The organism is Caulobacter sp. 05T431, from assembly GCF_056665975.1.
The window spans coordinates 168,437-176,092 of sequence record NZ_JBFTKU010000008.1 but is presented as its reverse complement, the minus strand read 5'-3'; the positions used below and the strand labels follow the sequence as shown (position 1 = coordinate 176,092).

Sequence of the window (7,656 nt, the reverse complement as noted above, 5' to 3'; positions counted from 1 at the left end):
CGGTGCTGTCGACCGGCAGCCTGGCCGCCGCGCGCCGGGCCGCCGGGGCGGTGGTCGCCGCGACCCGCGCCGTGGCKGCGGGGCAGGGGACCCGGGCCTTCTGCGCTGTTCGCCCGCCCGGCCACCACGCCGAGCCCGGCACGGCCATGGGCTTCTGCGTGTTCTCCAACATCGCGGTGGCCGCCCGGGTGGCCCAGGCCTCGGGGCTGGGGCGGGTGGCGATCGTCGATTTCGACGTCCACCACGGCAACGGCACCCAGGCGGCGTTCGAGAACGACCCGACGGTGTTCTTCGCCTCGATCCACCAGTCGCCGCTGTATCCCGGCACCGGCGATCCCTCCGAGACCGGGGTCGGCAACGTCGCCAACGCCACCGTCGCGCCCCACGCCCCGCGTGAGACCTGGCGGCGCAAGTTCGAAGGCCTGATGGACCAGGTTGACGGATTCGCGCCGCAGCTGATCCTGGTCTCGGCCGGATTCGACGCCCATGTCCGCGATCCCCTGGCCGCCCAGAGCCTGGAGGCCGAGGATTTCGCCTGGGCCACACGGGCGATCGCCTCGGTCGCCAACCGCCGTTGCGGCGGGCGTATTGTTTCCTCGCTCGAGGGCGGCTACGACCTAGAAGCGCTCGGCCGTTCGGCGGCGGCGCATGTCAAAGCGTTGCAGGAGGGGTGAGAGGTCCGAAATCAGGTCGCCGGTGGCGATGAAGGGACCTCCAAGATCTATGGCCGACGAATCCGCCGACCACCTTTCCGTTCCGCAAGTCCGTCCCGGCGCGATCACGCTGGCCCGCCACGGCGAGCCAGCCCTGTCGCGCAAGGTCCGCTTCAACGCCCCGGCCTATGGCGAGTGGTGGGCGCGCTACGAGGAGGGCGGGCTGCTGCCCGGCCAGACCCCGCCGGAGTCGCTGAAGGCCACGGCCAAGCGGGCGGGGGTGATGATCGCCTCGACGCGCCGGCGCTCGATCGAGACCGCCCAGGCCGTCGCCGACGGCAAGGCCTTCGCCACCGACCCGCTGTTCATCGAAGCGCCCCTGCCGCCGCCGCCCTGGCCGCGCTGGATCAAGATGTCGCCCAAGAACTGGGGGTTCTTCGCCCGCTTCTGGTGGTGGTTCTTCGATCACCACGCCGGCCAGGAGAGCCGGGCCCAGGCCGAGGTGCGCGCCGACCAGGCGGCGGACCTGCTGATCGACCTGTCCAAGAACGGCCAGGAGGTGCTGCTGGTCGCGCACGGCTTCTTCAACACCATGATCGGCCTGTCGCTGCAGAAGCGTGGTCTGAAGAAGACGCAGGACCAGGGTTTCAAATACTGGTGCGTGAAGCGCTTCGAGCGGCCCTAGGCGCCTGTTCGGACCGCAGGGACGCCCAAGCCCTGAACCTCGTTCACCAAAAGCCCCGCCAACGGCGTTGCCCGCGCGGCGACCCGCCACTAGGGTGCCCTTGTTCGCCCCGGAGTAGAAATGATCAGTCCGCAAGATCTTGAAGGCATGAGCTTCGAGCAGGCCCTGCAGCGTCTGGAGCAGATCGTCGGCGAGCTCGAGTCCGGCAAGGCCGAGCTCGAGCGCTCGATCGAGATCTACGAGGACGGCGCGGCCCTCAAGGCCCATTGCGAGAAGAAGCTCGAGGCGGCCCGGCTGAAGGTCGAGAAGATCGTGCTGGGTCAAGGCGGCGCCCCAAATGGCGGGATCTCCGCCGAGCCGGCCGAGTTCAACTGATGGGCCAGGCGTCGCCGCAGATCGGCTACGAGGACTTCGAACGGGTCGATATCCGTATCGGCACGATCATCGAGGCCACGCCGTTCCCGGAGGCGCGCACCCCGGCCTATAAGCTGACCATCGATTTCGGCMCCAAGATCGGCGTCAAGAAATCCTCGGCCCAGGTGACCAAGCACTACGCCCTGGACGAGCTGGTCGGCCGCCGCGTGGCCGCCGTGGTCAATTTTCCGCCGCGCCAGATCGGTCCTATCCAGTCGGAGGTCCTGTGCCTGGGCTTCCCGGACGCCGAGGGCGGCGTGGTGCTGGTCGACGTGGACCGTGACGTTCCCAACGGGGGTAAGCTGTTTTGATCGACCTCGAGAAGCGCATCGTCCAGGCGGCCGACATCGTCACCGTGGCGCTCGACGAGCTGCTGCCGCGCGCCGACGGTCCGGAAAGCCGGCTGACCGAGGCCATGCGCTACGCGGCCCTGGGCCCGGGCAAGCGCCTGCGGCCGTTCTTCGCCCTGGAGACGGGCAAGATGTTCGACCTGCCCGAGCGGCCGGTCCTGCGCGCCGCCTGCGCCCTGGAATGCATCCACGCCTACAGCCTGGTGCACGACGACCTGCCGGCCATGGACGACGACGACATGCGCCGCGGCCGTCCCACCGTGCACGTGCAGTACGACGAGGCCACCGCCATCCTGGCCGGCGACGCCCTGCAGACCGCCGCCTTCGAGATCATGGCCCACCCCGACACGCATGACGACGGCAACGTCCGCTCGGAGCTGGTGCGCAAGCTGGCCATCGCCTCGGGCGCCAAGGGCATGTGCGGCGGCCAGATGATCGACCTGCTGGGCGTCCGCGACGACCTGGGGGCCGTGGCCCGCATGCAGCGCCTGAAGACCGGCGCCCTGATCGCCTTCGCGTTCGAGATCCCGCTGATCATCGCCCGCGCCAAGGCCGAGGAGCGCGCCGCCCTTATGGGCTTCGCCCAGGACCTGGGCCTGGCCTACCAGATCGTCGACGACATCCTGGACGCCGAGGGCGACGAAGCGGTGCTGGGCAAGGCCGCCGGCGGCAAGGACGCCGCCAAGGGCAAGGCCAACTACGTCACCCTGCTTGGGCTCGAGTCCGCTAAGGAACGAGTCAATCTTTTGGCCGCTCAAACCAAGTCACATCTCGATATTTTCGGCGAACGGGCTGAACATCTGCGCCGTAGCGTGGATTTCGTGCTGGACCGCCGCAACTGACCGCGCTTTCTTCGGACATGCCTGCTTTGACCCCTCTCCTCGACACCATCTCGTCACCGGCCGACACCCGCGGCCTCAGCGTGCCTGAACTCAAGCAGCTGGCGAGCGAGGTGCGGGCCGAAACCATCGACGCCGTCTCGGTGACCGGCGGCCACCTGGGCGCGGGCCTGGGCGTGGTCGAACTGACCGTGGCCCTGCACCACGTGTTCGACACGCCCAAGGACATCGTCATCTGGGACGTCGGCCACCAGGCCTATCCGCACAAGATCCTGACCGGCCGSCGCGACCGCATCCGCACCCTGCGCCAGGGCGGCGGCCTGTCGGGCTTCACCAAGCGGGCCGAGAGCGAATACGACCCGTTCGGCGCGGCCCACGCGGCCACCTCGATCTCGGCGGCCCTGGGCTTCTGCGCCGCCCGCGACGCCCGCGTCGCCGCCGGGGGCGAGGACAACAGCGTCATCGCCGTGATCGGCGACGGCTCGATGAGCGCGGGCATGGCCTACGAAGCGATGAACGCGGCGGTGGACACCACCAAGCGCCTGATCGTCATCCTCAACGACAACGACATGTCGATCGCCCCGCCGGTGGGCGGCATGAGCGCCTATCTGGCCAACCTCGTCTCGGGCGGCGCCTACCGCAAGGCGCGCAAGCTGGGCAAGACGGTGGTCGAGAAGCTGCCCACCCCGATCCGCGACGCGGCCCGCAAGGCCGAGGAATACGCCCGCGGCATGGTCACCGGCGGCACCTTCTTCGAGGAACTGGGCTTCCACTACATCGGCCCGATCGACGGCCACGACATGGACGCCCTGGTCTCGGTTCTGAAGAACGCCAAGGAATTCGACGAGAAGCCGGTCCTGGTCCACGTCGTCACCCAGAAGGGCAAGGGCTACGCCCCGGCCGAGGGCGCGGCCGACAAGCTGCACGCGGTGGTCAAGTTCGACGTGGTCACCGGCCAGCAGCACAAGGGCGCGGCCGGCCCGCCCAGCTACACCAAGGTCTTCGCCCAGGAACTGATCAAGCACGCCGAAATCGATCCGAAGATCGTGGCCATCACCGCCGCCATGCCCTCGGGCACGGGGCTGGACCTGTTCGGCAAGGCCTTCCCCGAGCGCACCTTCGACGTCGGCATCGCCGAGCAGCACGCGGTGACCTTCGCCGCGGGCCTGGCCGCCGACGGCATGAAGCCGTTCGCGGCGATCTATTCGACCTTCCTGCAGCGCGGCTACGACCAGGTGGTCCACGACGTGGCCATCCAGCGCCTGCCGGTGCGCTTCGCCATGGACCGCGCCGGCCTGGTCGGCGCCGACGGCCCGACCCACGCGGGCACCTTCGACCTCGGCTTCATGGGGGCCTTGCCCGGCATGGTGCTGATGGCCGCCGCCGACGAGGTGGAGCTGGCCCACATGGTCTCGACCGCCGTGGCCATCGACGACCGCCCCAGCGCCTTCCGCTATCCGCGCGGCGAGGGCCTGGGCCTGACGATCCCCGACCTGGCCGCTCCGCTGGAGATCGGCAAGGGCCGCATCGTCCGCGAGGGGACCAGCGTCGCCATCGTCTCGCTGGGCACGCGCCTGGCCGAGTGCCTGAAGGCCGCCGACCTTCTGGCCGCGCGCGGCCTGTCGGCCACCGTCGCCGACGCCCGCTTCGCCAAGCCGCTGGACGTCGACATGCTGCTGCGCCTGGCGCGCGAGCACGAGGCGATCATCACGGTGGAAGAGGGGGCCGTCGGCGGCTTCGGCGCCTTCGTGCTGCAGGCCCTGGCCGAGCACGGCGCCCTGGACCGCGGCCTGAAGATCCGCACCCTGGTGCTGCCCGACGTCTTCCAGGACCAGGACAAGCCCGAAGCCATGTACGCCCAGGCCGGCCTCGACGCCGAAGGCATCCTGCGCGGCTGCCTGGCGGCGCTTGGCGTGGACAACATCAGCGCGGCGGGGCGGCGGGCCTAGCCAGCCGGGGACATGCCCTTGGGCGTGTCCCCATCAGCATCCGCCGAGCCTGGACTTGGGGACACGCCGCGAGGGCATGTCCCCGACCCTAAGCCGAGCACGCCTTGAAGAACGCCTTCACGTCGTGGCGGTCGGCCGGGGCGGCGTCGAGGCTGTGGCGTTCGTCGGCGATCAGCAGGTCGAGGTCGCCGGTGCGACGGAAGGCGCTCAGCGCCGCGGCGTCGACCGAGGTCCGCGCCTCCAGGACGCCGCCGACGACCTCCGAGGCCACCACCCGGGCCTTCAGGCGGGTGATCTTGTCGTTGGAGGCCAGGGCGATCTCGGTCCCGCTCAGGTCGGTCGCCGTCAGGGTCACGGCGGCGGCGCCGGGCGCGCAGGCCATCATCATCAGCACTTCATCGCTGTCGGGCCGGCCATAGGCCAGCTTGGGGCCCTCGTCGCCCGGCTCCATGTAGCGCCAGGCGTAGCCGGGCGGCGACGGATGTTCGTAGGCGCAGGCGCCCAGCGTCAGCCCGCCCAGGGTCAGGACCAGGAGCAGGGCGTTGGGCAGAAGGCGGCTGGAGAGCAGGCGGCGGGGCATATGCGGGTTCCTTCGCCGGAGGAACGCCGCTGGGCCCCTGGAGGTTCAGAGCCGCCAGTCCACCACGCCGTCGTCGCATGCGCGGAGGGCCCCGGTCCGGCCGATCGCGAAGGCGTCGGGATCGGTCAGGGCCGCCAGGGCGGCCGTGTCGGCGGCGGGGACCCGCGCCAGGGTCCTCGTACCGTCGCCCGTCCGGACGATCGCCACGCCGTGGGTCGGCGCGCCGTCGCGGTCGTAGAGCACGGTTGAGGTCTCCAGCACGGCCGGGCCCGTCGCGTCCTCGACGAAGGCCGGGACCGCGCCTCGCCGGGCGTCAGCTTCCGCCTGGACGCTGACGTCCTCCAACGGCCGGCCGCCCTCGGGCGCGGGGCGATCGGCCAGGACCAGGCCGTGGTGCTTGGTGACGAACTCGCCCTGGCCGTACAGCAGGCCCGTTCCGCCCCCCTCGCGCAGCCGCCGGGTCATGGCGACCGCCGCGTGGGTCATGTAGTCGTTCATCGGCGCCCCGAAGAAGGTCAGGCCGCCGGTGACGGTGGGCGTGACGTCGGCCGGCAAGCCCAGGGTCCGCCGGGCCATCTTCGGCACGCAGGGGAAGCAGCTGTAGAGCTCCAGGGCGTCGAAACCGTCCGGCGCCATGCCGCTCACGGTCTCCAGCACCGCGTCCTGGGCGACCGAGCCGTGATAGTGGTCGCGCTGAAGGTAGTCGCCCGGCTCCTTCGCCGCCGCGCCGCCCCAGACGAAGACCAGCCGATCGTCGGGCACGCCCGCCGCCCGGGCGGCGGCCAGGCTGGTCACGATCACCGCCGCCCCCTGGTTCACCTGCATGTTGGCCACCATCAGCTTGGTGTAGGGCCAGGCGATCGGCCGGTTGTCGGGGCGCGAGGTGGTGATCTGCTCGGGCGTGAAGGCCGTCTTGAGCCAGGCGTTCGGCTGGCGCGCGGCCACCGCCGCATAGGCCGACCACAGGGCGCCTGACTCGGCCAGGGCTTGGCGCGGCGTCTGGCCCCAGTGATGGGCGGCGGCGTTCTCGTAGAACGGATAGACGCTGACCGGCAGGAACACGCCCAGCTTCAGGGCCAGGGGATGGACCTCGATACGCGGCCCGCGCCCGTCGGCGGCCGGCTTGGGCGTCCAGGGCAGGTCGAGGCCGGMGGCGCGGGCCTTGTTAACGCTCCACTGCGCCTCGGCCCCGACCACGGCGCAGACCTCGGCCTCGCCCCTGGCGATGCGGATGGCCGCCTCGTGCAGGTAGCGCACCGGGCTCTCGCCGCCCACGGGGCCGTAGACGGCGCGGGCCGGGGCGATGTCCAGCCGGGCGCACAGCTGGCCCGCTGCGTCGGCGTAGCGCCAGCTGAGCTGGTTGACGACGTCCAGCGAGCCGATCCGGGCCAGGAAGCCACCGCCCGCGTCGGCGTCGGCCTCGCGCAGGGCCGCCTCCATCAGGGCCAGGGGCTCCAGGGCCTTGGAGAGGTCGCTGGGCCGGTCGAGGGCCTCGCCGACGCCGACGATGACGGGGATGCGGTCGGGCGTCACAGGACAGGTTCTCCGGCGCTCTCGGCGGCGATGGCGCGCTGGTAGGCGGGGCGGGCCTTCATCCGCGCCAGGTGGGCCTTGAAGGCCTCGGGGAAGGCGTCGGCGAAGCCCAGCTGCTCGCCCAGCTTCAGGGCGTAGGCCACCGAGATGTCGGCCATGGTGAAGCGGCGGGCGGCCACGAATCCGCTGTCGTCCAGCAGCCTGGCCGCCGCCTTCAGTCGCGACAGGAACCACTGCACGTAGTCGGCGGCGGCCTGGGGCAGGCGGCGCTCCTCGGGCTCGAACACCGCGTAGCGCAGGTGGATGGTCTGCGGGAAGGTGAGGGTGGCCTCGCCCATGTGCAGGAAGTTCAGATAGGCCCCGAAGCCCGGCTCGTCCGGCGTCACGGTCAGGTCGCTGGGACCATAGCGGCGGGCCAGGTATTCGCCGATCGCGGCCGACTCGCTCATCAGGACGTCGCCGTCGATCAGGGTGGGCGTGGTGCCCAGCGGATTGATCTCCAGATAGCCCGGCTCGCGGAACCGGGGCGGGAAGGGCGTCAGCTTCAGCTCATAGGGCAGGCCCAGCTCCTCCAGGGCCCACAGGGCTCGGAACGAGCGCGCGCCCACGCAGTGATAGAGGGTGATCATCCTGGCCGCCTCCCGCCTTTCGTT

General features: G+C 70.9%; 9 protein-coding genes. 6 read left to right on the top strand and 3 right to left on the bottom strand.

What is annotated here, in order from left to right; all coding sequences use genetic code 11:
* The 6 genes from AC1U89_RS10105 to dxs form a co-directional block, all read left to right on the top strand.
* Positions 1 to 674: histone deacetylase family protein (locus tag AC1U89_RS10105; RefSeq protein WP_479899575.1), on the top strand; the 674-nt coding region annotated here is incomplete at its 5' end.
* Positions 675 to 723: 49 nt separating this feature from the next.
* Positions 724 to 1,338, top strand: a complete 615-nt coding sequence (locus AC1U89_RS10100) for a histidine phosphatase family protein (protein ID WP_479899574.1) — start codon at positions 724 to 726, stop codon at positions 1,336 to 1,338.
* 120 nt (positions 1,339 to 1,458) lie between these two features.
* Positions 1,459 to 1,713, top strand: coding sequence for an exodeoxyribonuclease VII small subunit (locus AC1U89_RS10095; protein ID WP_479899573.1), 255 nt, complete (start codon positions 1,459 to 1,461; stop codon positions 1,711 to 1,713).
* Positions 1,713 to 2,063, top strand: coding sequence for a tRNA-binding protein (locus AC1U89_RS10090; RefSeq protein WP_479899572.1), 351 nt, complete (start codon positions 1,713 to 1,715; stop codon positions 2,061 to 2,063). Before AC1U89_RS10095 ends, AC1U89_RS10090 begins: the two co-directional genes overlap by 1 nt.
* Positions 2,060 to 2,944 carry a polyprenyl synthetase family protein gene (locus AC1U89_RS10085; RefSeq protein WP_479899571.1) on the top strand — a complete coding sequence of 295 codons (885 nt, stop codon included), beginning with the start codon at positions 2,060 to 2,062 and terminating at the stop codon, positions 2,942 to 2,944. Before AC1U89_RS10090 ends, AC1U89_RS10085 begins: the two co-directional genes overlap by 4 nt.
* 17 nt (positions 2,945 to 2,961) lie before the next feature.
* Complete coding sequence (dxs, locus tag AC1U89_RS10080) at positions 2,962 to 4,890, top strand: 1-deoxy-D-xylulose-5-phosphate synthase (RefSeq protein ID WP_479899570.1); 1,929 nt, start codon at positions 2,962 to 2,964, stop codon at positions 4,888 to 4,890.
* An 88-nt stretch (positions 4,891 to 4,978) separates the two neighbouring features.
* On the opposite strand, the gene AC1U89_RS10075 is transcribed toward dxs, so the two are convergent.
* From AC1U89_RS10075 to AC1U89_RS10065, 3 genes are read right to left on the bottom strand one after another with little or no spacing between them, the layout of a single operon-like run.
* A complete protein-coding gene (locus AC1U89_RS10075; protein WP_479899569.1) occupies positions 4,979 to 5,470 on the bottom strand; it encodes a hypothetical protein in 492 nt (163 codons plus the stop codon).
* Between the two features lie 45 nt (positions 5,471 to 5,515).
* On the bottom strand, positions 5,516 to 7,003 hold the full coding sequence (locus AC1U89_RS10070) for an acetyl-CoA acetyltransferase (RefSeq protein ID WP_479899568.1): 1,488 nt from the start codon (positions 7,001 to 7,003) through the stop codon (positions 5,516 to 5,518).
* Positions 7,000 to 7,632, bottom strand: a complete 633-nt coding sequence (locus tag AC1U89_RS10065) for a glutathione S-transferase family protein (protein WP_479899567.1) — start codon at positions 7,630 to 7,632, stop codon at positions 7,000 to 7,002. Before AC1U89_RS10065 ends, AC1U89_RS10070 begins: the two co-directional genes overlap by 4 nt.
* Positions 7,633 to 7,656: the final 24 nt, after the last annotated feature.